The organism is Bdellovibrionales bacterium, from assembly GCA_016716765.1.
Classification (GTDB): domain Bacteria; phylum Bdellovibrionota; class Bdellovibrionia; order Bdellovibrionales; family UBA1609; genus JADJVA01.
The window spans coordinates 93,699-119,742 of record JADJVA010000004.1 but is presented as its reverse complement, the minus strand read 5'-3'; the positions used below and the strand labels follow the sequence as shown (position 1 = coordinate 119,742).

24 protein-coding genes and 1 pseudogene are annotated in these 26,044 nt (G+C 45.7%); 5 read left to right on the top strand and 20 right to left on the bottom strand.

The window, feature by feature from the left end; translation table 11 throughout:
• Nucleotide 1: 1 nt before the first annotated feature.
• The 3 genes from IPL83_01710 to IPL83_01700 all read right to left on the bottom strand — a co-directional run bounded on the left by IPL83_01710 (nucleotide 2) and on the right by IPL83_01700 (nucleotide 3,751).
• Nucleotides 2–1,312, bottom strand: a complete 1,311-nt coding sequence (locus IPL83_01710; GenBank protein ID MBK9037868.1) for an adenylosuccinate lyase — start codon at nucleotides 1,310–1,312, stop codon at nucleotides 2–4.
• 66 nt (nucleotides 1,313–1,378) lie between these two features.
• A complete protein-coding gene (locus IPL83_01705) occupies nucleotides 1,379–2,695 on the bottom strand; it encodes a hypothetical protein (GenBank protein ID MBK9037867.1) in 1,317 nt (438 codons plus the stop codon).
• 36 nt (nucleotides 2,696–2,731) lie between these two features.
• Entirely contained in the window at nucleotides 2,732–3,751 is a 1,020-nt protein-coding gene (locus tag IPL83_01700) for a phosphoribosylformylglycinamidine cyclo-ligase (GenBank protein MBK9037866.1), read from the bottom strand.
• A gap of 608 nt (nucleotides 3,752–4,359) precedes the next feature.
• Here IPL83_01700 and IPL83_01695 point away from each other — a divergent pair.
• A complete protein-coding gene (locus IPL83_01695) occupies nucleotides 4,360–5,190 on the top strand; it encodes an outer membrane beta-barrel protein (protein ID MBK9037865.1) in 831 nt (276 codons plus the stop codon).
• A gap of 251 nt (nucleotides 5,191–5,441) precedes the next feature.
• Here the strand turns inward: IPL83_01695 and IPL83_01690 are convergent, their stop codons facing one another.
• From IPL83_01690 to IPL83_01680, 3 genes are all read right to left on the bottom strand, one after another.
• Nucleotides 5,442–6,800 (bottom strand): OmpA family protein, encoded by a 1,359-nt coding sequence (locus IPL83_01690; protein ID MBK9037864.1) that lies wholly within the window; start codon nucleotides 6,798–6,800, stop codon nucleotides 5,442–5,444.
• A gap of 68 nt (nucleotides 6,801–6,868) precedes the next feature.
• Entirely contained in the window at nucleotides 6,869–7,075 is a 207-nt protein-coding gene (locus tag IPL83_01685) for a hypothetical protein (GenBank protein ID MBK9037863.1), read from the bottom strand.
• Nucleotides 7,076–7,224: 149 nt separating this feature from the next.
• Nucleotides 7,225–7,392 (bottom strand): DUF1328 domain-containing protein, encoded by a 168-nt coding sequence (locus IPL83_01680; protein MBK9037862.1) that lies wholly within the window; start codon nucleotides 7,390–7,392, stop codon nucleotides 7,225–7,227.
• A 427-nt stretch (nucleotides 7,393–7,819) separates the two neighbouring features.
• On the opposite strand from IPL83_01680, the gene IPL83_01675 reads away from it, so the two are divergent.
• Nucleotides 7,820–8,488 (top strand): hypothetical protein, encoded by a 669-nt coding sequence (locus tag IPL83_01675; protein MBK9037861.1) that lies wholly within the window; start codon nucleotides 7,820–7,822, stop codon nucleotides 8,486–8,488.
• Nucleotides 8,489–8,600: 112 nt separating this feature from the next.
• Here IPL83_01675 and IPL83_01670 read toward each other — a convergent pair whose 3' ends face one another.
• The 7 genes from IPL83_01670 to IPL83_01640 all read right to left on the bottom strand — a co-directional run bounded on the left by IPL83_01670 (nucleotide 8,601) and on the right by IPL83_01640 (nucleotide 16,850).
• Nucleotides 8,601–10,055, bottom strand: a complete 1,455-nt coding sequence (locus IPL83_01670; protein ID MBK9037860.1) for a sodium-dependent transporter — start codon at nucleotides 10,053–10,055, stop codon at nucleotides 8,601–8,603.
• Nucleotides 10,033–11,547 (bottom strand): ribosome biogenesis GTPase Der, encoded by a 1,515-nt coding sequence (gene der / locus IPL83_01665; protein MBK9037859.1) that lies wholly within the window; start codon nucleotides 11,545–11,547, stop codon nucleotides 10,033–10,035. Before der ends, IPL83_01670 begins: the two co-directional genes overlap by 23 nt.
• Complete coding sequence (era, locus tag IPL83_01660; protein MBK9037858.1) at nucleotides 11,528–12,427, bottom strand: GTPase Era; 900 nt, start codon at nucleotides 12,425–12,427, stop codon at nucleotides 11,528–11,530. Before era ends, der begins: the two co-directional genes overlap by 20 nt.
• A complete protein-coding gene (gene rnc, locus IPL83_01655) occupies nucleotides 12,427–13,104 on the bottom strand; it encodes a ribonuclease III (GenBank protein MBK9037857.1) in 678 nt (225 codons plus the stop codon). Before rnc ends, era begins: the two co-directional genes overlap by 1 nt.
• 53 nt (nucleotides 13,105–13,157) lie before the next feature.
• Nucleotides 13,158–14,498 (bottom strand): tRNA (N(6)-L-threonylcarbamoyladenosine(37)-C(2))-methylthiotransferase MtaB, encoded by a 1,341-nt coding sequence (mtaB, locus tag IPL83_01650; GenBank protein ID MBK9037856.1) that lies wholly within the window; start codon nucleotides 14,496–14,498, stop codon nucleotides 13,158–13,160.
• Complete coding sequence (gene mnmA / locus IPL83_01645) at nucleotides 14,495–15,562, bottom strand: tRNA 2-thiouridine(34) synthase MnmA (GenBank protein ID MBK9037855.1); 1,068 nt, start codon at nucleotides 15,560–15,562, stop codon at nucleotides 14,495–14,497. Before mnmA ends, mtaB begins: the two co-directional genes overlap by 4 nt.
• A 64-nt stretch (nucleotides 15,563–15,626) precedes the next feature.
• Complete coding sequence (locus IPL83_01640; protein ID MBK9037854.1) at nucleotides 15,627–16,850, bottom strand: cysteine desulfurase; 1,224 nt, start codon at nucleotides 16,848–16,850, stop codon at nucleotides 15,627–15,629.
• Between the two features lie 161 nt (nucleotides 16,851–17,011).
• On the opposite strand from IPL83_01640, the gene IPL83_01635 reads away from it, so the two are divergent.
• The gene (locus IPL83_01635) at nucleotides 17,012–18,478 is read left to right on the top strand and encodes a hypothetical protein (protein MBK9037853.1); all 1,467 of its coding nucleotides are present in this window, start codon (nucleotides 17,012–17,014) and stop codon (nucleotides 18,476–18,478) included.
• Between the two features lie 291 nt (nucleotides 18,479–18,769).
• Here IPL83_01635 and IPL83_01630 read toward each other — a convergent pair whose 3' ends face one another.
• The 3 genes from IPL83_01630 to IPL83_01620 are packed head-to-tail and all read right to left on the bottom strand — an operon-like array spanning nucleotide 18,770 to nucleotide 20,285.
• Nucleotides 18,770–19,726: a HipA domain-containing protein gene (locus tag IPL83_01630; GenBank protein ID MBK9037852.1), complete on the bottom strand. Its 957-nt coding sequence runs from the start codon at nucleotides 19,724–19,726 to the stop codon at nucleotides 18,770–18,772.
• Nucleotides 19,723–20,079, bottom strand: coding sequence for a HipA N-terminal domain-containing protein (locus tag IPL83_01625; protein ID MBK9037851.1), 357 nt, complete (start codon nucleotides 20,077–20,079; stop codon nucleotides 19,723–19,725). Before IPL83_01625 ends, IPL83_01630 begins: the two co-directional genes overlap by 4 nt.
• Entirely contained in the window at nucleotides 20,076–20,285 is a 210-nt protein-coding gene (locus IPL83_01620) for a helix-turn-helix transcriptional regulator (protein MBK9037850.1), read from the bottom strand. The genes IPL83_01625 and IPL83_01620 overlap by 4 nt, the downstream gene beginning before the upstream one ends.
• Before the next feature lie 254 nt (nucleotides 20,286–20,539).
• Between IPL83_01620 and IPL83_01615 the strand changes: the two genes are divergently transcribed.
• Nucleotides 20,540–20,731 carry a hypothetical protein gene (locus IPL83_01615; protein ID MBK9037849.1) on the top strand — a complete coding sequence of 64 codons (192 nt, stop codon included), beginning with the start codon at nucleotides 20,540–20,542 and terminating at the stop codon, nucleotides 20,729–20,731.
• A gap of 111 nt (nucleotides 20,732–20,842) precedes the next feature.
• A complete protein-coding gene (locus IPL83_01610) occupies nucleotides 20,843–21,619 on the top strand; it encodes a hypothetical protein (protein MBK9037848.1) in 777 nt (258 codons plus the stop codon).
• An 11-nt stretch (nucleotides 21,620–21,630) separates the two neighbouring features.
• Here IPL83_01610 and IPL83_01605 read toward each other — a convergent pair whose 3' ends face one another.
• From IPL83_01605 to IPL83_01590, 4 genes and pseudogenes are all read right to left on the bottom strand, one after another.
• On the bottom strand, nucleotides 21,631–22,569 hold the full coding sequence (locus IPL83_01605) for a hypothetical protein (GenBank protein MBK9037847.1): 939 nt from the start codon (nucleotides 22,567–22,569) through the stop codon (nucleotides 21,631–21,633).
• Nucleotides 22,562–23,055: pseudogene (gene tsaE / locus IPL83_01600) on the bottom strand (tRNA (adenosine(37)-N6)-threonylcarbamoyltransferase complex ATPase subunit type 1 TsaE). Before tsaE ends, IPL83_01605 begins: the two are co-directional and overlap by 8 nt.
• Nucleotides 23,056–23,137: 82 nt before the next feature.
• Entirely contained in the window at nucleotides 23,138–24,652 is a 1,515-nt protein-coding gene (locus IPL83_01595) for an NAD(P)H-hydrate dehydratase (GenBank protein MBK9037846.1), read from the bottom strand.
• Between the two features lie 2 nt (nucleotides 24,653–24,654).
• A complete protein-coding gene (locus tag IPL83_01590; GenBank protein ID MBK9037845.1) occupies nucleotides 24,655–25,983 on the bottom strand; it encodes a phosphoglucosamine mutase in 1,329 nt (442 codons plus the stop codon).
• Nucleotides 25,984–26,044 lie beyond the last annotated feature (61 nt).

Here is a 26,044-nt window from a genome sequence, read left to right as displayed (position 1 = left end):
CTCACTTGTGCTTCCGTAGTATCTGAGCTCTCACTCGACCAATTACTTTCAGAATCGCCTCACGATGCGTATTTCCAGAAAAGATCTCGTCCAATTTTTTTCTTGGAACTCGATCTGTCACTTCTTTGTCCTCGAGTAAACTTTCCTTTAGGTTTTGTCCAAGCTTTAATTTATGAGCGTGGGCCTGCACCAACCGATAAGCCTCTTCTCTCGTAAGTCCGGCATCAACGAGAGCGAGCAGGGCGTGGGAACTAAATAAATGTCCTGCCGACAATTCCATGTTGGACAACATACGCTTTGAATCAACAAAAAGACCATCAAGAACGCCACACATACGATCAACGACATAATCACAGAGAACAAAGGCATCAGGAAAAATAACCCGCTCAACACAGGAATGGCTGATGTCTCTCTCGTGCCAAAGGGCGACGTTTTCCATTGCGGATTGCAAATAACCTCGCAGCAAGCGTGCCGCTCCCGTAATATTCTCGGAACTAATAGGATTTTTTTTATGAGGCATAGCGCTTGAACCCTTTTGACCAGGCGAGAAGCCTTCCACAACCTCCGACACCTCGGTCCTTTGAAGATGACGCAGTTCTACAGCCAAACGTTCCAGACCCGTACCAATCATCGCTAGCGCAAAAAAAACCTCTGCGTGACGATCACGAGGAATAACCTGAGTTGCAACCGTCTCTGCTTGCAGGCCCAGTTTGCGACACACTCCCTCCTCAACCTCAAATGCTTGAGTTGAATAGGTCCCAACAGCTCCGCTCAGCTTTCCTATCGCACAGTTTGCAACAGCCCTTTCAAAACGACTCTGATTGCGTTTCAATTCAGCTGCAAAGCCAGACATCTTAAATCCAAAGCTGGTGGGTTCGGCATGCATTCCATGGGTCCGGCCTGAGCAAAGGGTCTTCTCATGCTCGTCTATCAATCGCCCAAGAGAGGCTTCCAATCGATTCATTGAGCGAACGAGAATGTCCCCAGCAGCACAGATCTGAAGACTCAGTGCCGTGTCTAAAACGTCTGAGGAGGTCAATCCATAATGAACATAACGACCACTCTCCCCAATATTTTCTGCCACGCAAGAAACAAAGGCAATCACATCATGCTTGGTCGTCGCTTCAATTTCATCAATTCGCTTCAGATCAAATCGAGCCAATTTTCGAATATCAACAGCTGCTTGTTTTGGGATGATACCCAAGTCAGCTTGAACCTCAGCAACTGCGATTTCGACTTTTAGCATTGAGTCAAATTTGTGCTGAAGACTCCAGTTTTCGTTCATCTCCGGGCGGGAGTATCTAGAAATCAAGTTATGCTCCTTTTAACATCAGTGTGAAACGCCATTTTTTCTAGGAACTCGTGCCACTTGTGCCACCTAAAAACTCGCTTCTTTGGCTTCATTGTTCTCTTTTGATGCCTTCAATTCGAGTTCCTTCTTCCATTTCTGAATTTTCTCACAAATTTTAACCTGATCCTTCAACAACGAACTCCACTCTAAAAGCCCCCAGTCCTCAGCGCTCGAATAATGTAAATTCGAAAACTCTGCACGAGAAAGAGTCCGAAGATCATTTTCCAGAAACAGCGGAAACCGAGGGGGTCCCAGCTCCTGATATTCGTACAAATAATCCTGAGGCATATCAGCAACAGTCGCCGAGCAGGCCGGAATTCTTTTTCGCAAAAAATCAACTATTTCCTGAGCTTGAGCCTCCAGATAGGCACGCTGAAACCGATGCTGACTCGGAATTCGAATCCACACATCCAAATCCTCAGATTGGACCGTCCGCTGAACAATGAGTAAATTGGAATGAGTCCATGGAGCGTAAAGATCCCCAATCATGACGAATTTGAGAGGCAAATTATCAAGATAGATATCTTTGGCAACCCTCATTCGAAATCGAATCCAATTCCAAGACGATTGAAGAACTCCCTTGGGGTAAAGCAAATCGCTGACCTTCGGAGACAGTTTTTTTGTTTCCTCACTTGTTAACATCCACACAAATTGACGGCCTATCATTGCTCCAGACCAGGCACTCCGAATCTCAATGCTATTGATGCTGCCGTCCTCAGTTGAGATATCCACGAATTCAGCCCCATTGTGCACCTTCACTCCTCTGGACGTGACCCAATCAAGAGAATGACCAACTCCCTTTCTACTCGCCCTTCGCAATAACCAGGGTGAAAAAATTGGCAGGGGACGACCGTATGTCAAACATTGAGCGTTTTCCTTATAAACATGACTGGCTAACTGATGGGCCAATTGAACGAGCCAGTTTTTTGAAAATGGGCCTCTCCCCATTTGGTCTTTCAAAACACGAATCTGCTCAGGAGACAAATTCTCATAATCACTTAAGTACTTAAGAGATTCTTTAGAAATCCCACTCTCGGACAACAAATGAGGGCTTAGGGAGCTCTTGAGGTCAATAGGTCCATCAGCCAACCAAACGGTGAAGCCTTCAGGTAAATCCTCAATATAATCCTCTTCGATAAGCCGCGCCTTTTGAGAAGCCAGTAGCTTATCCGCTTGAAAATATCCAAATGGTCCTTCCCAATCCTCCGGAGTCCATCGTCCCAAATGATCAGAAGTCTCAACGAGAGATACCTTTAAACCACTGCTCGCGAGCTCAGCGGCCAACCAGTTTCCACGACCAAATGCCGAAACCACGACGACATCAGAACGACTTTCGATTGTCATTTATTCCCTTCTATTTCGACCTTGTCGATCGGAAGACTAAAGCTGCTCGGTAAACTCACTCTCTTTAAATGTCCACCGAGATGCCGAGCCTGCCTCTCCCTCTTCTACAGTGCCCAGAGAAAAGGATTTAAAACCGTGCTGACCAATGAGTTTGTGTGCCTGAAATTCGCCCTCTGAGCTGACGTAGACAACTAACCCAATGCCACAATTCAGTGTGCTCAAAAGATTTTTCCATTCCATTTTTCCGCGCCTTTTCACTTCAAGAAATGGTTCCGGAACTTCCCAGGTTTTCAGTGAAAGAACCGAGGCCTCCGAAACAACCCGCAGCAAGTTGTCCATTCCTCCGCCCGTGACGTGGGCATAGGCCCGAATCCCTGGAATTTGGTTGAGTTCTTTCGCCAAACGAACATACAGCGCTGTCGGAATAAGAAGTCGATCGGCCCAAGTGTCCAAATCCCGTTCAAAAATCCTACGCAAAAGTGAAAATCCATTCGAATGAAAACCAGAACTTGAGACCCCTATGACCCGGTCTCCAAACTGCACTCGATGAGCACCCAAGACTTTAGTTTCATCCACGACTCCGACACTAAAGCCCGCGCAATCAAAATCCTCAGGATTGTAAACACCCGGCATCTCAGCCGTTTCACCGCCGATCAGGAGGCAGTCTGATTGGAGACAAGCATTTTGAACTCCCTTTAAAAAGAGTTTTGCATTTTCGAGATTCAAACGACCACAAGCGTAATAATCTAAAAAAAAGAGAGGCTGAGCTCCGCTGCAAATCATGTCATTGACACACATGGCGACGAGATCCTGAGCCACCTGCTCGTAACCCCCATACTGAACGGCCAGTTTTACTTTGGTGCCAACTCCATCTGTGCAACTGACCAGACAGGGCGATTCCATTTCTGGAAATGAACCCCGAAAAAGAGCAGCAAAGCCCCCGATTCCTGACACGATACGCTCCTGATGAGGCAAACGTGCGGGCTGATTTGCTTTAAGCCAAGTGACCAAGGCATCCCCAGCTTCAATATCGACGCCGGCCGTCTTATAATCCATCGTCACAGCGGATCTCCTCAGAGTTATTGAGTGGGGTTACTGGGCACCTTGTAGCAAGAAAAGGTGTCCGGTTCAATAAATTCAAGATGGAATGGGAACTATAGAAGAAAAAAAAAGGGCTGATCCAAATGGTCAGCCCTTCCCGAATGCGAAATTCATTTTTACGCGATTCGGGCAATGGGTCCCGGGTAAAGGGGGAAACCGGCACCCAAGTTCAAATTCCTTTCAAAATTTTGCTTACGCCCAACAAACAATCAGAACAATTTCATCATATCTCGATTACACCCACGCCTCACCGTCACCTCTGTACAAGCAAAAATAGCTCCAACTGCCCAAGAGCCTTTAGAATAGTCCAGACAAGACTTCTCTCCTGAGATGAAGAAGAAAGACCCGCGTGCTGATACTTTAAGTTACTGTAATCAGCTATGAATCTCAAAAACGCCCATTTGCTAAGCAAGTGATCTAAACTTAGGCTGTTCACGGCATCCTTTAAATGCTTCATCTTGATACAATTAGGTGGACTCATCTCAAAAATCGGCAATTTCAATGGCCTCAGACCTTCGTTTCCCATTAGACTTATAAGGAGGATATTTCTGGAGGGACGACCATTGGCTCAAGGCGAAAGTTTTAGATATTGGAGCCGCCTGCTATTTCTTATTCTGCTCACGATGCCCCTTTCATCTCTCCGTGCTGTGGCCAACGAGGATTGGGTTGGACTGCTCAAAGACAGTCCTCAGTGGACACTTCAGCCCCCTCCTGCTGCGCTCAAACCGCAATACGCCCAGGCCGAGGCGGACGACAGCTATGACCCCTTTGCAGATTACAGTGAGTTTGATGAAGCCAGCGACGAAGAGGCCGATATCAATTTTTTTCGTAATGGTCGATTTTTCACTCTCGGCTTTATTGGAGGCTATCGAAGTTTTACCGAAACTCTTGGCCAAATTTATTCTGCTGCGCCTGATTTCGGTCTCTTTCTCAATTATTTTTTCGATCTCCGATTTTCCATGCAGCTTTCCTTTCTGACTGGCGACCATACCATCAATTTTATCTCTCCGGCTAAAACTCAGGTGATCGGGACGGCGGCCATTACTGCCATTGGCATTGACCTCAAATACTATTTAAACACTCAAAACGTCACCAGGGGGCTCGCGAGATTCAACCCCTACCTTATCGGCGGTTTTTCCCAAGTCTATCGGACTGCTACAATCGCGGGAATCAGTGCCTTTTCAAAAGAAGGCGCTCTGGCTTTTGATTTGGGCGCTGGAATAGAAATTCCGATGATGCGCAACAAAATGTTCCTTGGATTTCAAACGAGCTACCACTTGGTCAACTTTAAAGACGAAAACTCGGAAATTAACTTGGCTGGCGGAGAAAAAACTGGAATCTATCCCACCGGAGATTTCTTCAACCTTGCTGTCATACTGGGAATTAATTACTAGAGCCATCATTAAAAAAACTGTGCGAATTACCTATTCTCTTTCAGTATTCAGGAGCCACGTCATAGCAATCAAAGTGATATTAACTTTTCTATATCCAGATCCGGTCCATTTCTCAATCCTGGGAGCGGATTTCTCACACACCCTTTCCTATCGAGAATTTGTCATAAACCTCTATCTGTCCGTATTAGGACGCGCCCCTGAATCCGCTCATGTGATCTCCTTCTGCTACAGACACCGATAACCAGATCCGCCTACTTCTTATCTGCAAGACTGGCTGGTGGAACCTGAATCAACACATCAATCCGCCGATTCTGAGCGCGACCTTTTGGCGTCTTGTTTGTAGCAACAGGTCTTGAATCTCCATAGCCAGTCACTGATATCAGATTATGTACTCCATATCCGTTTGCAATCAGATAGGATTGGACCGATCGAGCTCGAGCAATTGATAACTTCATATTCGCCGTCCTATTTCCCAATGCATCGGTATGACCTTCAATCATAACGTTGCTCGGTTCAAATCTGCCTAAAACGACTTGAACTTTGTTCAGCAATTGATATTTTTCAGAATCAATCACTGATTTATTGCTCGCAAACGATAACCCATTTAATCGAAGCAACAGTTTGTCCTCCAATCTATAAATTTTTGCTTCATCCTCTGTGAACAGACGCCGAGTTCGTTCATACTCCCTCTCCAACCACAATTTCGACTCCAGCTTATTGTTTCGGGCAGATTCTTCAGCCAACCGATTCCGATTTTGAGCGAGGTCCACCTCCGCTTGATAGAGAGAGTCTTCTGCTTGATCGGCAGCATTCTCATTGCTCTCCACCACCTTTGCCAGTTCCTCCGGATTTTTTGCTGCAAAGACCTTGGCATCCCGAACCATTTTCAGCAAGCGCTCTGCTGCCGCCATAGTCTCATTCGAAATTCTGTTCAATTCGGCCGTATTCCCCCGGTGTAAAGCAATAGCCGCATCAGAATCTGCAAAGATTTTTTGAGTTAACAGAAGCGTTTCTGGAGTGAGTTTCTTGGCACCTTCTTTGATCGCCTCTTCCATTGCGGCCTTACTTGGCCCCAATTTTTCCCTCTTAATAGAATCAAGTTCAATACTTCGATAGCTCAACTCAAGTGCATCACGCTGTTTTTCCGAACTTAAAGCGCCGTTGCCTTCAATCCTTTTAGAAATTCTCTTAAATACATTGTCCGCTTTCATCATTTCAACTGGAAAGTACCTACCGGCATTCGAAGTGATAGCATCTCGACGTGCTTCCGCTATTTTCTCCAAAATTTTTCCTGCCACCTCAGCGACAGAATTCGCCTTTTTCAAATAAGCCTCAGAAACCGCAACTTCATGCAATACAGCACTCTGGGGCCGATTACTAGCCCTTAAACCAATGGCGTCACTCTGTGCCCTTTCTGCAGCAAGAAAGTTCTTTGGAGACAACACATCAACCTGACGACTCTTCGCTATTGAAATTTGTGATCCCACTCTATCCAGTTCAACTTGCGGATCAGATCCCGTGCTAAACTCAACTATTTTTGGCTGGGTACTGCAAGCCATTAAGAATGTTGTAAAAACAGTACAAACAGCACTAACAATAAAACTCGGCATATATTATCCTTTCAAATAAAAAATAGCTGTTGCCTTGTAACAACAGCTTCCTACACGATAAACAAGGGCTATAGTCTCTCGCTCTTGTCCGTGTTAGCCTTCGATGATGTATCAGAGGTATTCTTCACTACATTGGCAAACTCACCACTGACATTCACTCGACCGTCCTTAGGTGAACTCTGTTTATCGGAATCCCTTTCAACCTTACAATCTTTATCAGACTGTTTGTCATTATCCTTTGGGATTTCCTTTTTCAAATTGGCTTTGGTGTCCATAGACACCTCCTTTGTTGTTGATTTCGTTTTAGATCATTCCGATTGGAGGCTACTTCTGCAACATCCTGGCCAAGTTAGAAAAGCCAAATGAACAGTCTCGCTTTTCTTTGATAGGTCCATTCAATATCGAAATCTAATAATCAGACAGGCTAAGGTAAGCCTTTAGTTTTATTTCCGGTTATCAGAAAAATTAAGAATGAAATTACGCCGAGAGCAAGGAAGACCAATAAGAAAATTTTTCCAATTTCAACTGATATTCCGGCTAAGCCATAAGCACCTAACACATAAGCAACGAGTGCAAGAATAAAAAAGGACATTGCTGCTCGAATCACTTCGGACTCCTCTCACTTGGGTCGGTTGCACATTGAACACTGCAACGCGAGTGCCAATATTCTAGGGCCCCTGCTCGTCGGAGAAATCGGAAGGACAAACATGTTCGATTTTTGAACGGTTGAGTTGGGAGTTTTTTGGACATGTGGCAAGACTCTAAAATAAATCGAGTCTTAGAAAATCATTTTCTCCTCATCACCAAAAGCAATGCATAAACTGTCCTCTGCTTGGACGGTACCAACTCGGAACCATAACGTGGATAAACGCCCCCCTCGTACAAAAAATCATCTCAATCTATCAGTGAAATACCCGAAACTCCGCCAAAAAGTATCTGACGACGGCTCGATGCTTGCAGGAAGATTCATAAGTTCATAATCTACTGGCCAATGCCGGACAAAAATTACGGAGATAGTGATGAAAAAATATGTTACGTCTGTTCCAGTGGCACTCACCTTGATGGCAAGTCTCGTTGCCTGCCAAAAAAGATCAAATAAAAATCCGATCGAAAATGCTCGCGAGGCGATTAGCGATATAGATCTCCAGAGCAAATCATTTGTCGGGGACTGTTCTATCGATCTGGGAGATGCTTTGGTATCGTTTGTCGCAAGCAGCGGAAAATATTCGGTCAAAAGTTCACGTGATGAATTTCAATTTGTTGGCGCAAACCTTACCCGTACAACTCGAATATATGAATCCGCCGACTGCACCGGGCAAGACGCATTGATGTACAAAGAAACAGGAGCCTTCCATGTGGACTCGGACAAGCGTGCTGGAGATCAATCTAAATTTATTGATATAACCTATGATCGTTTGAGTTTAGTTGCTCAAAGCGAATTTGGGGTTCAGCTTGCCAACGATATCAAGATATGTGGTCGCGAAGATTGGTCTGTTGGAAAGGAAATTGAAGTAACCGCCCAATCAGAAGACGTGAGCTGTTACCGCAAAAAGCTACCTTCTAAAGAAGCTGATGTTTACCGATTAGAGAAAGACAATCTCTATTTCGGAGAACGCGACAGCCTATTGAAAAACCTAGAATCCCGTCCGACACGCGTTGACCTAAAAACTAAATATTCAGTTAAATAGAAATTTCTGTTTCATTGAAATTTGAGTTCATAATGGACCAAAAATGCGAGAAATCCTTTAAGGGGTTTCTCGTATTTTTATCGCTTCAGATCGGGTCACCAATACTGATTGATTAACTATTAAATAATCCGATAACTTGCAAAACCAAGGCTGCCAGAACTACCGTAGGGGTGATCCATTTCAAAGCAAAAACCCAGTGACTGTAGAGGCGTTCTTTTGCCGAATCCATTTCTCCCGCATCCTCACCGAAAAATTCCGCTTTTTTCACTTGATTAGACAAGCCATACAAAATGCCTTGGCTCACCAAAAGAGCCACCACGGGGAGAATCCAATTGATCAGCAATGAATCGCAAATCTCTAGAAGATTTAACTTTCCAATCCGAATATTCTGAAAAACACTGGTGGAAAGCGAAGGCAAAACAGCAAAAAACAAGCAGATGGAGCCGGCCCACCAAGCCCCCTTTTCGCGTCGGACCTTCTGAGAATCTGCAAGATTGGAAACCACTGTTTCCAGAAGACCAATACTTGCTCCAAGTGCCGCTAAATAAAGACAAAGAAAAAATCCTGCTCCAAACCAGCGGCCTCCCGAAATATCTCGGAACAATACCGGAACAGTTCGAAATAAAAGTTCTGGTCCGGAGCCTCCGGAAGAAGAGGTCAGAAAAATAGGAAAAATCAACAATCCTGCACCGAGGGAGATCACTGAATCTATTGCCGTAACCCTAAAGCCTGCCCGAGAGATTACAACTTTATCCCTCAAATAACTGCCAAAAGTCACCATTGAACCAAATCCAATACTCAAGGTAAAAAAAACGTGACCTAAGGCTTGGCTAACTGAAGAATAGTTGAGTTTTGAAAAGTCAGGGTAAAACAAAAATCTTATAGCATCTGTCGACGTTGGCAAACTGAGGGTCTTGAATGCCAACGCCACCATAAGAACTCCGAAAACTGGCATCATCAGGCCAACCCATCGCTCTATCCCCTGCTCCACATCCTTGGCCACAACCAAGCTCACAAATAAAAGATGGCTGAACGTCAAAATGACCTGCAACCATCCATTCTTCATCAACTGATCTACCGCTTGATTCGCAGAAGCGTTCTGATCCAAAAATAGACCCTGAAAAGAATGACCAACAAAAAAGAGAACCCAACCTGAAATAACTGCGAAATAGGCCAAGACAATAAGCCCTACCATCACACTGGCCCGCCCCACATGGGGCATCAGATACGCCCAAAAAGAACCCGACAACGAAGTGTCTCCAGAATTTTTAGTGGATTTGCTTACGCTGGCCTCTTCCCTCATTGGGTGCTTCAACCGAGACAGTGCAGCCACAACGCTACGGCGAGTGGCCTTGCCCAACATCAACTCACCTACCAACAAAGGAAGTCCAACAAGAAACAAAAAACACATGTAAAGAAGGACGAAGGCCCCTCCTCCGTTCTCTGCCACGACGTAAGGAAAACGCCACACATTGCCCAACCCAAACGCTGCACCTATCGCCGCAAAATAAAACCCCAGTCGCGTTCCCCAGAGGTCTCGTCGACTAGATTTCGATGCTTCGCTCATTAGCCGATCCTTCATCTAAGGCATACTGGAAAACCGGCTCTCCCCATGCTTCCACTTTGGACTCTGCTTCTGCAAGCCAATGTTCCGCTTCGGCTGTTGCTACTGATTCATCCATCTCATATTCCGGCTGTCTTCTGTCTTCACGATTTTGTCGGGATTTTGAACGACGACTTTGCATCACAAAAATCCGGATTGGAATGCCCTCAAGCTCCCACTCCTGTTGAATGCGCTTCGCAAGAAAACGTCGGTAGGGGCGGGTCACTCCTTGGGGATAGTTCGCAAAAGCAATAAAGCTCGGTGGCACTTGTTTTGTTCTGACGAGATAATAAATCTTAACATTTTGAGATCCCCAAACTGGAGCTGGCAATTGGCGAATCACGGTAAAGAAAAATTTATTGAGTTTAGAGGTGGGAATGACTGTATTGACTTTCTTCCATATGTCTTCAATTTTTTCAAATAAGTGATCAAGACCCGCTCCCGTCTTTGCGCTCACAAATTCAATCGGAATGTCTTGAAAAAAATGAAATTGTCTCGCGACCTGTTCACGAAATTTCTTTCGGTACTCAGGAATCTCATTCTGTCCCAAATCCGATTTATTGGCCACAAGAATGACCGGCTTGTGCCGTTCCAGGGCGTACTCCAGAACTTTCGTGTCCTGATCTGTGGGCCCCATTGTTCCGTCAACCAATAACAAAACAATATCCGAACGATGAATGCTGTCATGAGATTTCACCGCCGACAAATACTCTATTCCATCCTGGCGCCGAGCCGACCGACGAAGACCCGCTGTATCGACCAAAATATATTTCTGACCCCTAAATTCAATCTGCTCTTCTATTGCATCGACTGTTGTGCCAGCAATTTCTGAAACAAGCATGCGCTTTTGCCCCAGCAGCCTATTTGCCAAAGAACTTTTTCCCACATTGGGTTTTCCTACCAGGGACAACCTCACGCCCTCGCGTGGGTCTTTCTCCGCCTCACTCATTCGAGCGCGAATCCATTCAACAATACAATCAATGTTGTCACGTTTCTCAAACGAGGCAGGTATCACGTCCATTCCGAACTCAAAAAACTCTGCCGTCTCTAACTCATAGTTGAGGAGACTATCGATTTTATTTACGACAATCAAAAAAGGCTTACCCGACTCTTTCGCGACACGAATAATGTCGCGATCCTCAGGAACCAATCCTGCCCGTCCGTCCATCACCACGATAACCATGGTTGCCGTTTCGAGAACGGATAGAACCAACTCACGAATCAAAGGAGAAAAGCCTTCTTTTTCGTCAGTGATTCCTCCTGTATCCATTACTTCAAAACAAGATCCCCACCATTCCGTCAGTTCGATTTGTGCATCACGGGTAACGCCCGGTTCATTTTTAACCACAGCTTTTCGAGAACGGGTCAAAACGTTAAAAAGGGTAGACTTTCCTACGTTCGGACGGCCAATGATGGCAACGCGATTTCCAATTGATTTACTTTCTTGCGACCACATAGCCTAATTCCTCTAACATCATCGAGTTTTTTGCCCAGTTCTTTTTTACAACCACATGAAGATCAAGATAAACTTGTCGTTCTGTCAGAACCTCAATTTCTCGGCGGGCCGTTTGTCCGATTTGTTTGAGCTGTAACCCCCCCGCACCGACCACAATGGCCTTGTGACCTTCCTTGTTGACCAAAATATTTGCATATATTTTAATGACTGGACCTGTGTCTTCATCAAATTTCAATATTTGCACGGCAAGCCCATACGGAATCTCTTGGTGAAGGAGCTCAAACGCCTTTTCCCGAACAATTTCGCTCACCATTTCCCTCAGAGTTTGGCTGGTATAGATCTCGGGATCAAAAAGTGGAGCTGGCGAAAGAGGCAACAAGTCCTTGACCAGAGGTAGAACCAACTCCCGGGCTGCTTCCTTCTGATGAAGTGCAGAAACGGCCACTGTTGGTACCGAGAATTTCTGTAACCTTTCACGTAATATCGCAGCCCTCTGTGGTTTTTCAAAATCGGACTTGGTTATGACCACCATCCAAGGTTTTCCCTGGGTGCTACAAGTTTCTGCAATAGCAATGAGATCTTCTATTCGTGGAAAGTCAATGTTCAAGACGGCGATCAAGACATCGCTGTCGGCCATCACGGACTGGTATTCTGCGCCCAGGAAACCATTCAATCCAGACGTTGATTTTATGACTCCTGGAGCATCCACAAAAAGAATCTGACTCGATTCATCTGTGCGAATCCCCAGCACGCGCTGCCGCGTGGTTTGAGGTTTCGCCGTAACTATAGATACCTTCTCTCCTATGAGAGTGTTTGCCAAGGTACTCTTCCCTGCATTTGGGAGCCCTATTAGCCCAACAAATCCTGCCTTATAGCTCATCATGTAAGTCCTTCCAGAGCGCGCCGAGCCGACTCCTGCTCAGCGAGTTTCTTGCTCTTCCCTTGGCCCGAGCCAAGCAATTGATCGCCTATTTTGACTTCCACAAAAAAAGTCTTTTCGTGGTCAGGGCCTTCTTCCTTAATAACGACATACAGGGGAACTGCCTTGTGTTTCTCCTGAGAAAATTCCTGTAGGCGTGTCTTATAGTCCGTGGCAAAATGACGAGTGAGATCTAAAGCAAGCAATCGGGGTTCAAAAAGCCTCTCCACCCAAAGTTGGCAATCAGTAAAGCCCGCATCAAGATAAAAACATCCAATCAAGGCTTCGATAGAAGAGGCCAATATCCGAGGCTTAGAAGCTCCTCCGGTCAATATCTCTCCACGGCCCAAACGAAGCTGTCCATCCAAGCCAAACTCTAAGGCCAGCTCAGCCAATACGGCTTCATTGACAAGACTCGCGCGAATCTTTGACAGATCTCCTTCAGTTAAATCCGGAAATCGTTTCATGAGCAAATCGCTGAGAACAAGGTCGAGCACAGCATCACCCAGAAACTCAAGCCTCTCGTTATCGCCTTTTGAAACCGTGGAATTTTCATTGTGGAAGCTCTTATGGGTCAGAGCTCTAGCCAAAAGATCTGGATCCTTAAATTCATAGCCCAACTTTTCTTGCAAGGTCATCAAGGGTTCTCCTTTCAAAGAAAGTCACCCAACACTGTGCTTCTCTAACTGATTTATCGGAAAGCGTCAATCACCGAGATTCCAACAAGTGAACCTTCTTTGCGATCGCCTTGGGAATGGTCAAATCCCTGAATCTGAACATTTACCTCAGTTCCCGCCAAAACTGACCCCAGCTCAGGCAGCTGAACGGGCCAATAATCACGGCTCAGACCGTGGCAGACCCCCTCCTCACTCTTCAAGGTAAGGACACGCTTGATCGTGCCAACCTGGCTCAGAGCCTTTTCAGCATAGCGATTCCAGCTCAGTTCCCTCAAATCTCGGGCTCTTTCCAATATGACTTGCCGGGTGTTTTTTTCTGGTAAACGGCTCGCGTAGGTTCCCGGCCTCTCACTGTAAGGGAAAACGTGGATCTTCGTCCAAGGCAAGATTTTGAGGCGATCATAGGTCTCTTGAAAATCCTCAGGGCTTTCGCCGGGAAAGCCCGTGATCACGTCCATTCCAACAAATACCTGAGGTACTTCCCGAGCGACGCGCTCAAGACTTGATTCAACAGCCTCGGCCCCATAGTTGCGTTTCATATCTGATAGAGTCTTGCTGCAAGCACTTTGGATCGACATGTGAAAATGAGGGCACACCCTTTCATCCTTAAACAAATCCATGAGACGATCTGTGATTTCAACCGGCTCCAAACTTGAAGTTCGCAATCGCTCAATTTGAGTGTTCTTGAGAAGTTGCTCGATCAATCCCTCAAGTCCATAAGACGTGCCCATCCGATCGAAATCACAATAGTCACCAATGTGCACACCAGCAAGAACGATCTCTTTGACTCCCTGGCTCACCAGTTCATTGACTCGCCTCACGAGAGAATCCACACTTAAACTCCGACTCTTCCCTCGCGCAAATGGAATCACGCAATAAGTACAGAAAGAATTGCATCCATCTTGTATCTTCAAAAATGCGCGGGTGTGACGATTCTCGACTCCGCCTCCCTCCTCAAGATCCATTTTCTTAAAAATATTGGATTTATAGACGCGCTCTTTGAGCTCCCCCATTTGTAGCTTGCGGATCAACTCATCCAACTGACCCTTATGGGAATTAGCTATGACGAGATCCACTCCTGCCAAAGATGAGAATTTATCGGTGTCCACCTGGGCCGCACAGCCAGTAACCACAACGAGGGCAAAAGGATTTTTAACCTTAATCCGACGGACCCATCGCTGGGCCTCTTTCGTTGATTCTCCGGTCACAGCGCAAGTATTGAGAATGTAAACCTCAGGATCCTTAGGGTCGATCCGAAATCCAACTTTACTTAGTCGTGCCTCAAGAAGGCCCGTATCGTAAGTGTTTACCTTGCATCCAAAAGTGTGAATGTTATAGCGAGTCTCCGTCGTCATTCGATCCAACCGCCTCCGAGCAGCTGCTGATCGCGATAAAAGACAGCTGCCTGACCTGGCGTTACGGACCTTTGAGGTTCATCAAAAACCACAAGGAACTTCTCATCAGGCCCCTCTTCCTTGCTCCGTTCGATTCGCGCAGAAACCCCACGATGTTGAAATCGAATTTTTACTCGTAACCTCTCACCATCAATCACCTGATTGAGCCAACTCAGATTATGAACTTTCATCTGCGAGGAATACAGATGTTCCTCTTCTCCCAGCCAAACCGTGTGATCTTCAGCGTCTATTTTCACCACATAAAGTGGATTCCCGACAGCGATTCCTAAACCTTTTCGCTGTCCATAGGTAAACTGATGAATTCCCTCATGGCGCCCTAACAATTCACCACTCGGATAAAGACGTAATTCTCCCGAGTGAAGGACCTCAGAGGAAACTTGACTCTCAATAAAGGACGCATAGCCCTTTTTTCCAACAAAACAAATACCTGTGGAATCTTTCTTTCGAGCGACACAAAGACCCTTTTCTTCAGCGTACTTCCGGATATCATCCTTTTTCCAAGTTCCTACGGGAAAAATTAAATTCGGCAGTATTTCTGGTCTTAGGGTAAACAGAAAATAAGTTTGGTCCTTCCAATCATCTTCACTCGTGAAAATCGCGGCGCGCCCATCCGACCCGATAGAAATCGTCGCATAATGACCTGTTGCCAAATACTGACAGTCCAACTCCCTCATTTTTTGAATTAAATGGTCAAATTTTAAAAATGTATTGCAGTTCACACAAGGGACGGGAGTACGTCCCTTCAGGTAAGAGCTAACAAAATCATCAATTACATGAGCTTTAAATTTTGCTTCGCAATTCATCACATAAAAAGGAATTCCCAATTTATCTGCAACAGCTCTTGCGTCGTCCACATCAATACTCGAACAGCATGTGCCGTTGCCCTCCTGAATTTCACAACTATCAAGAGAGTAGTCCCACACTTGCATCGTAACACCAACGACATCATAACCTTGACTAACCAAAATCTCTGCTGCCACCGCTGAGTCGACTCCTCCGCTCATAGCAACCAAGACCCTAGCTTTGCCATTTTCCCTTTTAACAGATTGAGAAGCCAGCCCATCGAAATTATACATATTTCTCTCGCAATCGATCGTTGCGAAGACCCCTCAGGCGCAACACGGTTTCTTTCAAAATAACTATAAATTTGTCTAATTCATCCTGAGTTGTTCCCCAACCCATACTGATACGTAGAGAACTCTGAGCCTCTTCTCGATTCAAGCCCATTGCCAGCAATGTGGGACTCGGTTCCGTATTTCCCGAGCTGCAAGCGGCCCCTGTCGATACGGAGACTCCCATGATATCTAAGTTCATTAAAAGGGTTTCCCCATCAACGCCGCTGATCAGCGCACAGGTCGTATTCGGCAGACGCTTTGCTTTCTGACCAAGCACTCTTAAATCCGATATCTCATCGATCAATCTCGCTTCAATATAGTCGCGAAGCTTTTTCATCTCGCCCGCCCGAGTTTCAATCTGATTCTGGAACTGACACATCCAACCCAATGCCGCCGAGGCCAAAACGTTTTCGGTGCCTGCCCGACGTCCTCTTTCCTGTCCGCCGCCATGAATCTGACTCTCCAAAAAAATACCTTTGCGACTATAAAGAATTCCACTCCCTTTGAGAGAATAGAATTTATGACCTGAAAAACTGGCCAGATCTACTTCAAGTTTACGCAAATTGAGAGGCACTTTACCCAATGCCTGAACGGCATCACAATGAAAGAGTGCTCCATGTTCGTGAGCCATTTTCGCCATTTTATTTATCGGAAAAATATGTCCTGTCTCATTGCTCGCATACATGACCGAAACCAAGGCAACCTGATCATCGAGCAAGCCTGCGTAGGCTTCCATATCCAAACACCCATTGCGATCGACTGGAATAACTTCAACTCGTGCCCCTTTTTGAGACAAAAAATCAAGGGTCTTGCGAACGCTCGGATGCTCAACTGCACTCACTAAGAACCTTGGACGATCAATTATCCTCCGCCCTTTGGTCTGTGAAAAAGAATAGGCATCAAAGACGCCCTTTAGGGCCAAATTATTGGCCTCACTGCCCCCACTTGTCATAATCAGTTCGAGGGAATCCACTCCCAGCATTTGAGCGAGGTTCTGACGGGCTTCGCGTATCAAGGTCTTCGGACCCCTGCCCTGAAAATGAATCGAAGAGGGATTGCCCCATTCCTTTAACCACTCCTGAACCTGGCCAGGAAGGTCCTGCGCAAGCGGAGCCGTCGCATTGTGATCCAAGTAGATTCGGTTCTCGCTCTTTAGACTGAACTGCCCATAACTCATGGCGACGGACGCTACCATAGGTCAGAATCTCACTCAAGGAGTTCTCGTTTGATCTTCCGACAAGACTTCCGTCCAATTCCACTCTATTACCTGACCGTTAAGGTCTCAAATCTCAAGGTGATTCTGAGATTTTCCGAAAGCCATATTGGATGACAACGAATATGAAACCCTGGGCCCAGGCACTTCAAGTGGCTGGTCAAAATTACAGTCAATGGAACCTTGAGGTTCCTGATGGTCTCAATTTTACCTATTGGTGCCTTGAAACAAATAAGATCAACCAGGATGAATACTTGAACTGGGCCCGCGACCACTATGGATTGGCTTCCCTCAATCGCAAATATTTTGAAAAAATGCCTGATGTCGAATTGCTCGAAAGAACCTCAACCGTTGCCAATTGGAGCCAATGGCTGCTCCCCATTTGTGAATGGGATGGAGTCATCTTTGTTGCCTGCGTTGAACCTCTCCAAGATCAAAATTGGAGCTTTCCAGTTCAATTTGTACTTGCTGAATCCTCAGAAATAAAAAAATATTGGGATCGCATCTATCAATCGCATCCATCAATTGCCGACGACCATTTCTTGCCAGTTGAATCCAGCGACGAAATCTTCGAAATCAATGAGAATCAAGATGAAGATGACCCGGCTTCGGGGGTTATAAGTTTCGACGATTCTTCCGGAAGGGTCGATACAAAAATTCTGAAGGCCATTGATCAACGGCTTCAAGATCCTGAGGCTACTTGGGCCGAAGATTTGACTCAATCCAAAATGCCGAGCGACCAGGCATCGGCAAATATTATGAATTTAGGAAAATCAGAGTCCAAGCTTTCTTCAGACGACTTGTTTCCCTCCCTCCCCGAGGAAGCCGAAAGACCGCCTGACTTGCAGGGTCTTGATCTGGATCTCTTTAACGATGTGACAAAAAACGAAACAGAAAATACAGGTATCGAAGCAATAAAATTGGATTTTGACCTGACTAAATCTTCCCATTTGGATTTGCAAATACCAGAGCCTTCGCCTCCAACTCCAACTTCTTCAGATCAGATCAAAAAATCCTTTAACCAGGATGAAATCCCAACGGGCGTCTATGATGTAGAAAAGCTGCAACACCAAGACAAAGTCGAAGTAGATATAGATTCTGAGTCCTTCGCTTCAACATTGCCCGAAGCTCCACGTAGAATTGAAGACTGCAAAAGCGAAGACGAACTGTTTGCCTGGGCGTTCGAGCAAATCAACACTAAATACCTCTGTTCTATGGCCTTTCTCTATGAAGGCACCAAACTTCGTCCATGGAAGTGGGATCGCCATTGGCGCCCGAAGAGCCCACAGGCCTTAGCCCCTTTTGATATCGCGAGTCCCTGTATCTTTCGCGTGGTTCGCCGCACCCACATGCCATATCATGGATACATTGTTAAGAACGAGATCAATAGCCAGTTTTTTGCAAACTGGGGGTACCCAGAGTTGCCAGCCCACGTGACGATAACACCGCTCCAATATGATTCACATCAAATTGGAATGATCCTTTCTGTCGGCAGTAGTGAAGCCAACTCAATGCCCACACTGACCCATCATGAAAAAGTGTCCTTCCGCCTAACTGAGGGACTGCAGAAGTTGGCAGGCAAGGCAGCCTAAGTCCATAATCTGGCCTAGTTAATTGTTGTTCGAAACTCCAAGGGTCCCTGGCTGAACCAAATCTCAGGAATTCAGGATCTTCAAACATGCGTCCGGCAGCAGCGCTCCCGTTGTGAGCACTGCACCAAGCCGAACTCGATCCTGAACTCCTGAGATTTGGTTCAGCCAGCTCCTTGTGTCTTGGATACAACAAATTCACCGAAGGCTTGCGGGCCAGCCGCATTATTAAAATTGAGATCTTACTTCTCGAAGTCCTAAGTTCGCCTCAGCAACATCTTCGTAGGCCAATTTCTAGCTATTTGGCTTCAATACCTTTGCTCGCTCATCTATTAACTCATTAAAGCACTTTTGTAGCTCAGCAGATAAAAAACTATTTTTAACGACATCCTTCATTTTAGGGATATGCTTCAAAAGTCGCGCAAAACTATTATCAACAGCTTTCTCTGGAATCTGCAAATTTTTGCCAAGTGCCGCAAAGTCGTGTCTTTTAATCCTGGCCTTTTTCCCATTTACGGTGAGCGCCATTTCTTCTTTATCCTCAGCCATCAATAGTCGAGTTGAAAGCAAGTCATATGCTGGAGACAGCACCATTTCTGATGATTCATTTCGCATCAACGAGAAGTTTTTTAAATGCATGTCTGCATTGCCAGTCAAAAAACAGAAAAGATTGAGATCAAAAAAAGTCACAGCATCTAAACCTGGCTGCGAAGAGTATTTTAGAATGATTGCCCCAGCCTTTTCTGTAGATGTATCGTACTTCGATTCCGTTAATAGCTCGCTCAGTTGACAAAAATCTTCAACGGCAACTTTCTTTCCTTTTTTGGGTCGATCAAAGCGCCTTGCAACGTAGGCAAGCTCTCCCGATTTCAATCGAATAAGACCATGTTTTGCAGTTACTAAGCCTACAAACTCTGCCATGCGCATCGTAGCATCTTCCACTACCGACATATCTGGAAATTGGTGGGTGGGTGGCTTCAATATAAAGTTTCCCCATAAATCGACTATCATCAGGCGATGATTTGGGTCATTTTCCTTTTTACCTATTTGAAGTGAAATTTTAGGCTGAACACCTGTGATCCCAAGATGTTGGCTAATAGATTTTTTTGCTAAGGTTTCAAGGTCGCTATCTCCAAAATCAACAGTAGGAGGGTTTTCAGTGCCAAATAATTTTTTACTGCAGGAATGATGATAATCACCATCATAAAGGGCGTCTTTAAATAGCTGATAGCATCCCAAGCACTTGCTCATTCTGAGTCCTCGTCAACATCACGATGAGCATCATCAATCACACTCACATCACCAATACAGTCTTTACATGCAAGCAATAGCAGCCCCATTCGATCACGAGGATTAATTTTCCAATTATCAGTTATAATATTGAGTAACCAACCCTCTGGTATCAGTCCGTCAAAAAATGCAATCATCGTTTTTTGCTCATATGGTTCCTTGCGTAGAGGCAGCGTAAGGCTCACAGGTTTTGGATCTGTGGACATTAAGTAGTTTTCGTCATAGGTGAAGGAGTAAAATCCCTCTTTTTGCTCGATAATTCCAGCAAAGTTCTTTTCTACAAAAACTTTCCCTCGCCTATGATCTGCCACTATTCAACCTCTCTCTTGATAGGGATTGGACCCACTGTGTGACCAAAAAGTTTTAGAACCTGCTCAACTTTATCCAAGCGAAGTGTGGGCTTATTACTTTCAAGCTCACGAATGAATCTGAGACCAACCCCAGCCCTTTCAGCTAATTCTGGTTGAGTCAGCTTTGCCTGCTTGCGCTTTCTTTTAATGAATTCACCTAATTCCTTCATACTCAATATGATACCCGATTGGGTATAAAAATAAATAAGTATTTAGTATATATACCCAATCGGGTATATATACTGGATATGTTAACTATTTATACCCTTTAGGGTATAAATATCTACCCATTTCACAGCTTTATTTCGTGATTTGAGCCCTACATTGACCTGGGTCCCGACAGTGAAAGCTTCGAAAGAAAAGATCTCGATTTTAATACTGCGGCTGGCCCGCAAGCCGTCGGTGATTCTGTTGTGATTCTGTTGTGTCCAAAAAACACAGGGAGCTGGTTGAACCAAATCTCAGGAATTCAGGATCGAGTTCGGCTTGGTGCAGTGCTCACAACGGGAGCGCTGCTGCCGGACGCATGTTTGAAGATCCTGAATTCCTGAGATTTGGTTCAGCCAGGGACCCTTGGAGTTTCGAACAACAATTAACTAGGCCAGTCTATAATTGATACGTCCAAGGCTTAATCAACATAGACTCTTTAGACACTTTTATAGAATTTGAAGGGAGCAGACCTGGCTTTTCCTTTGCAATCTCATCTCCTAAAGAGGGGGAATCAGAGATGATACACGCCAATCGTTCGGGGGTCGTCCAAAAATTGAAACTTACAATGACAGTGTTGGCAGTTTCCTTACTGACATTGATGTGGCAAAATTGCTCGGATGTTTCCTTCAGTCAAAAATCTGCGAAGCTGACAAAACTAGGAGATGGAAGTGCTGACCAAAACAACCAGAGCGACGGGAACACCTCAGATTCAGATTCAGATTCAGATTCAGATTCAGATTCAGATTCCGACTATGAGCCCGACGAGGATGATGACGGAGAAGTCGACGAAAATTGGTTACGAGGCAACTGTCTCAATCCATCGGGAAATGTAGAGCAGGTATCATCTTCCGCAACCGATCGAACTGTCATTAACGCACGAGGTATTTTAATTGTTCTTGAAGCACTCAGTTTGAAAATTGAAAATTTTCGAGGAATTGCCTTTGTACGAAAAGCCCTCAGCTCCAGTATTTTGAATACTCGAGGTCCCCTGCTGCTGAATAGCAACGAAGTCGTTCAGTTTAAAAACACCAGAGGCCCCGTGTGCTTGAGTTCCCACCAAGTGAATCATATAAATAACCATCGAGGACCTCTCTGGTTTAGCGGGCTCAAAAAAGATGGAGTTAAGGCTGAGATTGGTACAGTAGAGAATTTCAGAGGTCCGCTGATCTTAAGAAATGTCAATGTTGGAAAAGTTCTCAATGCGCGCGGCCCGATATTTATTACAAATGGATCAATTGGAACTCTTGAAAATGTTCGTGGCCCGGTCTTTGTCGATGGAGTTCTCGTCCCGTAGAATTGCTCTCGTCATTCTTTGCACAAATCTTGGAAGTCGACAGCAGACTTGTGCCTTTTGTCCACAGTTAAGATCCTGAGAATATTATTTCGAAAACACCCAAGCAAACGACTCACACCATCTTTTCCCAGGATTTTTACCTCAATCACATTTCTCCCCCTGATGCCTCCAACGAGATATTTGATTCCAGACATCGCTACCGCTCCACGAAATCCATTCTGAATTGCAGCCATAAATCTCCGTGCCACATTTCCTTGGTGACTGATCAAAAAATCAACAACTTCCTTGCTGAACCGAATTCGTGCAATCTGTTGATTTTCAGACTGAAGACCGACAAAACCATATTCTCTATTAGGAATGAGCAAAAATGGATTAAATTGCCCGAATTCATCCCTCATCTCCTGATAATTCTGCACTTCAGCGGCCTTTCGGGTTAAAAATTCCTGATCTCTAAAGTTCCGCTCTCGCAAATGCTGCTTGGCCCGAAAAGTTTCTCTCCTATCAATTTCAATTTCCAAATTCCTCTGTTCTTTCTCCAGAACACGACTGAGATTCTGAAATTCCGTTTCAACTTGGCTCACTTCAAAATCCTCGTAATCAAAAAAATTCCACAACTGAGATTCCATTCTTGCAGAAATGGAATTGAATCTAAGCAAAAAATCCTGGATATCATCGTCATTTAGAAATATATGGGCGGTCATGTGACGATAGAGTTCTTCTCTTCTTTTGCTACAGATGTCTTCATTGAATTTTTGAATCAGTCCTAAGAGATCATCCTCTCTTTGGACTTTAAGGTCGTGTCTCAATGAATGGCCACACGAGAATGCAAAACCAACAGACCCCAGTGCAACTTGCGTCACAAAAAAATGGCCAAGGCCCCAACCAATGAAACCAAAAACAAAATTCCATCGCCCCAATTCGCGAACCCCATTTCGAAGGCGACTACCCAATGACTCTTCCCTCCGGTCCGATACTCAGAAGCCTTTCCTCAGAAACTCTCCCCTTTGAGCCAAAATCAATTTTAATTCGACGACAGACCCAATCTGGTGGCAACCAGCCAGACTCAAGCCGATCCGCCCATTCGATAAGAATCAAACCTTTTGTATTGAGAATAAATCCCAAAATCCCGTAGACTCGAGATCGTCTTCATCCTCAAGACGATAGAGATCCAAGTGATCAACAGATTTATGAACAGTTTTATAGTGATGATGAATGGCAAAGGTCGGCGAACAAGCCTCTCGCGTTCCTAAATCTTCCAATAAGAATCGCACCAATTGTGTCTTACCTGCACCCAGAGGTCCTTCGAAGAGCAGAATCTCTCGGTCTGAGAGACTCGGAATCAAAAATTTCGCCACCCAAGCGCGACTCTCTTGAAGAGAATTGAGTTCAATGAACTCAATTTTTTTAGGTTCTCCCTTTGATACATTGCCCTGCATGGTGAGTATTTAACAGGGCCCGATGACTCCGTCTATTGGAAAACCGCGACAAAACCAGATAAAATGAAGACAAAGTCTCTCGTTATAGCACGAGAGTGCCACCCGATATTCGTCCCAACAAATTGGGAAGATGATCTTTGAGGTCCGAGGCCATCAGAGTGCGCCGATCGTGTCCCACTCGAACCCATTCATCTGCAATACGCCCATGAATGTAGGCAGCCGTTGCTGATGCTTGCAGAGGTTCCAAGCCCTGAGCCATGAAGCTCCCAATCATTCCGGTAAGGACATCTCCCGTTCCTGCTTTGGCCAAAGCGGAATTGCCCGAATTAATCACCATGCACCGGCCCTCGTGAGCCAAAACACTTCGAAAGCCCTTCAATAAAACATGACATCCTGAAATTTCTGAACCCAACAACGCGGCCCGAAAGCGATTCTCACCGATAGTTGCCGCATCCAACCCGATCACTCTTGCGAGCTCTCCTGCATGGGGAGTCAAAACCCAATGACGAGGCAAAGGAAATAAATTAAATTCTACGCAGGTCGTGATAGCATCTGCGTCTAAGACGACACCCGCAAGTTCTCTCGCCTTCAATTTTTCAATCAGGTCTGCCACTGCGCGAGTCACTCCCAGACCTGGCCCGACAGCCGCTGCGTTCCACTTTTTTTCCCATAAAAGCGGATCAGTCAAAACAGCAGTGAGGACTTCCGGAACTTCTCGCAGATTTTCCTCGGGACTCTGAAAACTCGCCCAGGTGACATAACCACAACCCATGCGATAGGCACTTGCAGAGGCCAAAACTCCAGCTCCCCACATTCCAGATCTTCCTGCCGCCACCAAAAGGTGGCCATGATCCGTCTTGTTGCTAGATTCAGGCCTTCTCGGCAAATATCGCCGGGCTAATTTCTCAGTGAAAGCAAAATGAGTCGTAGCCACTCCACGCAATGATTCATAGGGAAAACCAATCGACAAAATCCTGAGCTTTCCAACGTGACGAGGGCCATCTGCAACAAAAAAACCTGGTTTGGCAAGACCAAATGAAATCGTCGTATCGGCCTTTACTACCTGACCTCTCACCATTCCCGTATCACAATTTAGTCCAGAGGGACAATCAACTGCGACGACCGGCACTCGCACTGAATTCATCAATTCAACCAAACTCAAATATTCGCCCTCTATGGAACGCGAAAGACCAATTCCAAAAAGTGCATCGATAATAAGAGAAGATGAACGCAAGGCCTCCGTCTTTTCGGAGTTCTCTACCAAATCAACAATTCTTATTCCATGAGATTGAATTCGACGCATTTGTTGCTCAAACAGAGAGGAACGCTGTTTTTGAGGAGCCAACACGTAAACCACTAAGTGACGATGGCCAGCCGAATGCAGATGACGAGCAATCACCAAACCGTCACCACCATTGTTTCCCGGACCGCAGACGATGCTGACAACACCCTTTTTCAGTTCTGGAAAATAAGATTGAGCAATCTCTCGGGCAGCTAAGGCACCAGCGGATTCCATTAAAAGCTCGCCACTCAGCCCATACACCGTCTGCGACAGCTCATCTATTTCCCGACTCTGGGAAACAGTCGCCAATCGCATAACTAGGTCAGCTCCTTTTGCAAAAAGCTGGCAATGCGCTCAGCATGCCGTCCAATCGCCTTCTTGTCAGTCCCTTCAACTAAAACACGCACAACAGGCTCAGTTCCCGAAAAACGCACAAAAACTCTCCCATCGCCAGACAACTGAGTATTGATTTCGTCAATCATGTTCTGGTAGCCAGAAATATCTTCAAGCTCACGGCGATGACTCACTCGAGTGTTAATGAGAACCTGAGGCACATCCTTCATCCACTTCGCCAACTCGCTTAACTTTTTCTTTTCCTGGAGCATGACAGCTAGAACATTCAGAGCTGCCACACATCCGTCTCCCGTTGTGCTGTGATCCAAAGAAATAATATGACCACTTTGCTCCCCACCAAGAATATATCCACTTCGTCTCATTTCCTCCACCACGTATTTATCTCCAACGTCCGTTCGCACCAAATTAATGCCGTGGCTGCGAAGAGCCAATTCGAGACCCACGTTGCTCATGTGAGTAGCAACCACCGTGTTGCCCGGAAGAGAATGTTTCTTTGCCAAGTGAATTGCACAAATCGCTAAAATATGATCTCCGTTGACGATCCTTCCCTTTTCATCCACCATGATGACCCGGTCGCCATCGCCATCAAGACTGATTCCCACATCGGCCCGGTACTTGATAACCGCCTCACAAGTGTTCTGAGGATAAAGAGCCCCTGTTTTTTCATTGATGTTAAATCCATCGGGCCGGTTACCGGTCAGTACAACCTCCGCTCCCAGTTCCTCAAAAACGGCAGGCGCCACTTTGTAAGCGGCTCCACTCGCACAATCCAAGACGATTCGAACGCCATCCAAAGAAAGATCAAGAGGAAAACTGTCTTTGACATAGACAATGTATCTTCCCGCCGCATCATCAATTCTTCGTGTGCGCCCAATTTCATGACTGTCCGCCAAGTGAAGGTGAAGGTCCACATCTCTCACCAATCGTTCTATTTCGGTCTCCATCTCTCCTGCGATCTTGAAACCGTCGGCCCCAAAAATCTTAATGCCGTTGTCATAATAGGCATTGTGAGACGCAGATATCACAACCCCAGCATCTGCTCTCATATTCCGCGCTAAAAACCCAATTCCAGGAGTGGGAAGAGGTCCCACGAGCTGCACCCATACACCCATGCTATTGAGGCCAGAGGACAGCGCCTGCTCCAGCATGTATCCTGAAATACGGGTGTCCTTTCCTATCATGACAATCCGATGATTCACTCGACGGCTACTCACCTGCTGATTGAGAACAAAACCCAATGCCTGCCCCACCTTCATGACCACATCGGGAGTCATCGGATACTTATTGGCCATGCCGCGAATTCCATCAGTTCCAAAAAGGCCAGATATTCTCGTCGCAGGAGAAGGCTCCACA

Coding starts and splice junctions, on each gene's coding strand:
- IPL83_01705 (MBK9037867.1), bottom strand. CDS start 2,695: ATGACAATCGAAAGTCGTTCTGATGTCGTCGTGGTTTCGGCATTTGGT.
- IPL83_01700 (MBK9037866.1), bottom strand. CDS start 3,751: ATGGATTATAAGACGGCCGGCGTCGATATTGAAGCTGGGGATGCCTTG.
- IPL83_01690 (MBK9037864.1), bottom strand. CDS start 6,800: ATGCCGAGTTTTATTGTTAGTGCTGTTTGTACTGTTTTTACAACATTC.
- IPL83_01685 (MBK9037863.1), bottom strand. CDS start 7,075: ATGGACACCAAAGCCAATTTGAAAAAGGAAATCCCAAAGGATAATGAC.
- IPL83_01680 (MBK9037862.1), bottom strand. CDS start 7,392: ATGTCCTTTTTTATTCTTGCACTCGTTGCTTATGTGTTAGGTGCTTAT.
- IPL83_01675 (MBK9037861.1), top strand. CDS start 7,820: ATGAAAAAATATGTTACGTCTGTTCCAGTGGCACTCACCTTGATGGCA.
- IPL83_01670 (MBK9037860.1), bottom strand. CDS start 10,055: ATGAGCGAAGCATCGAAATCTAGTCGACGAGACCTCTGGGGAACGCGA.
- der (MBK9037859.1), bottom strand. CDS start 11,547: ATGTGGTCGCAAGAAAGTAAATCAATTGGAAATCGCGTTGCCATCATT.
- era (MBK9037858.1), bottom strand. CDS start 12,427: ATGAGCTATAAGGCAGGATTTGTTGGGCTAATAGGGCTCCCAAATGCA.
- rnc (MBK9037857.1), bottom strand. CDS start 13,104: ATGACCTTGCAAGAAAAGTTGGGCTATGAATTTAAGGATCCAGATCTT.
- mtaB (MBK9037856.1), bottom strand. CDS start 14,498: ATGACGACGGAGACTCGCTATAACATTCACACTTTTGGATGCAAGGTA.
- mnmA (MBK9037855.1), bottom strand. CDS start 15,562: ATGAGCGGAGGAGTCGACTCAGCGGTGGCAGCAGAGATTTTGGTTAGT.
- IPL83_01640 (MBK9037854.1), bottom strand. CDS start 16,850: ATGAGTTATGGGCAGTTCAGTCTAAAGAGCGAGAACCGAATCTACTTG.
- IPL83_01635 (MBK9037853.1), top strand. CDS start 17,012: ATGAAACCCTGGGCCCAGGCACTTCAAGTGGCTGGTCAAAATTACAGT.
- IPL83_01630 (MBK9037852.1), bottom strand. CDS start 19,726: ATGAGCAAGTGCTTGGGATGCTATCAGCTATTTAAAGACGCCCTTTAT.
- IPL83_01620 (MBK9037850.1), bottom strand. CDS start 20,285: ATGAAGGAATTAGGTGAATTCATTAAAAGAAAGCGCAAGCAGGCAAAG.
- IPL83_01610 (MBK9037848.1), top strand. CDS start 20,843: ATGATACACGCCAATCGTTCGGGGGTCGTCCAAAAATTGAAACTTACA.
- IPL83_01595 (MBK9037846.1), bottom strand. CDS start 24,652: ATGCGATTGGCGACTGTTTCCCAGAGTCGGGAAATAGATGAGCTGTCG.
- IPL83_01590 (MBK9037845.1), bottom strand. CDS start 25,983: ATGGCCAATAAGTATCCGATGACTCCCGATGTGGTCATGAAGGTGGGG.